The organism is Methyloterricola oryzae (genome assembly GCF_000934725.1).
Lineage (GTDB): Bacteria > Pseudomonadota > Gammaproteobacteria > Methylococcales > Methylococcaceae > Methyloterricola > Methyloterricola oryzae.
In genome coordinates, this window is record NZ_JYNS01000069.1 from 1 (window position 1) to 1,576 (window position 1,576).

The window sequence follows — 1,576 nt, forward strand, 5'->3', positions numbered from 1 at the left end:
GATTGTGTTGAAAAACAGCCTTTCCAATCGTGGGTCGCGAATACCGATTGACCGATTAGAAAATCATTTTGACGGACGGCGATCGGTTTTCGCGGGTTGAGACGGGCTGTCCCGCCGTTATGCGGGTACTTCGGTGGCTTTTGGCGCCATTGGCATCAGCCATTTCGCCATTCTTCGCAAATTCTGGGCAGTCGCCGCCAGTAGGAACTCGTCCCGGGCGCCGCTGAAGCCACGCAGACGCAGCTTGTCGAGCCTGAGGATGCGCTTGAGATGGGCGAACAGCATTTCCACCTTCTTGCGATCTTTCATCGATTGCCGATAAGCGCTGGTCGCGGCGATGGTCCGGGCCACCTCGCGCGCCTTCTCATGGATGCTGCGGACGATCTTGCGGAATGAAGTGTTCGGGCAGCAACGCGCCTTCAACGGACACCCCGCGCAGTCCCGCTGTCTGGAGCGGTATATGATGGTGTCGGCCTGGGTGATGTGCGTGCGCGGACGCTGGTACAGCCGCCATTCACTGCGCAGCGGTTTGCCGGCGGGACAGCGGTATTCGTTTTCTTGCTCGCGCCACTCGAAATCGCTGCGCGAGAAGGTGCCGTCCTGGCGCTCGGACTTGTCCCATACCGGCACGTGTGGGGCAATCTGTTTCTCGTCGACCAGCCAGGCAAGCATGGCGGCCGAGCCGTAGTTGGTGTCGCCAACCAGGCGCTCTGGCTTCAAACCGAATTGTCCTTCCACCCGATCAATCATCGTGCGCGTGGCCTCCACCTCCGCGGTCTTGTTGACCGAAGAGGCCTCGACATCGACGATGATCCCCGCCTCCAGATCGACCAGATAATTGGTTGAGTAAGCAAAGAACGGAGCCCCGCCGGCCGCACCGGTCCAACTCGCCGGCGGGTCCGTGGGCGACAACACCTTCGGCAGATCGGCAGGTGTATTGACCTCCTCCAGGGCAGCCAGATACTCACGCACCGGCCGCGCGGCCTGCTCGAGATCGCCCCAGTCGATATCTTCACCCGACACTCGCCGTTGCCGCTGGGCATCGGCCTTGATGATGCTGGCGTCGGTGGCGAAGCCTTCGCCCTTGACTAGCCCTTCCGCCATGCAGCGCCGCAGCACGGTCTCGAACACGTGCCGGAAGACGCCACTTTCGCGAAAGCGGCCGTGGCGGTTCTTGGAAAAGGTGGAGTGGTCCGGAACGGGATCCTGCAATCCCAAGCGGCAGAACCAGCGGTAGGCCAGGTTCAGGTGGACTTCCTCGCACAGCCGGCGTTCGGAGCGGACCCCGAAGCAGTAGCCGACGACCAGCATACGGATCATCAGCTCGGGATCGATCGAGGGACGCCCCGTGTGGCTGTAGAACTCGGCCAGATGCCGGCGCAGACTGCCGAGATCGAGAAAGCGGTCGATGCCGCGCAACAGATGGTTCGCCGGAACATGATCCTCAAGGCTGAAGGAATAAAACAGCTGTTCCTGAGCCCATACCTGCTGCCCCATCATGACGTTCCGGCTCCGCTTTGGATGTGGCTGTATTTTACCAGTCGGGCCTTATCGGCAGGCCTTTTTCAACACAATC

1 protein-coding gene is annotated in these 1,576 nt (G+C 61.0%); it reads right to left on the reverse strand.

The genetic code is table 11. The features are described 5' to 3' along the window. Window positions 1-117 precede the first annotated feature (117 nt). On the reverse strand, window positions 118-1,500 hold the full coding sequence (locus tag EK23_RS21295) for an IS1182 family transposase (RefSeq protein ID WP_045227411.1): 1,383 nt from the start codon (window positions 1,498-1,500) through the stop codon (window positions 118-120). Window positions 1,501-1,576 lie beyond the last annotated feature (76 nt).

Coding starts and splice junctions, on each gene's coding strand:
- EK23_RS21295 (WP_045227411.1), bottom strand. CDS start 1,500: ATGATGGGGCAGCAGGTATGGGCTCAGGAACAGCTGTTTTATTCCTTC.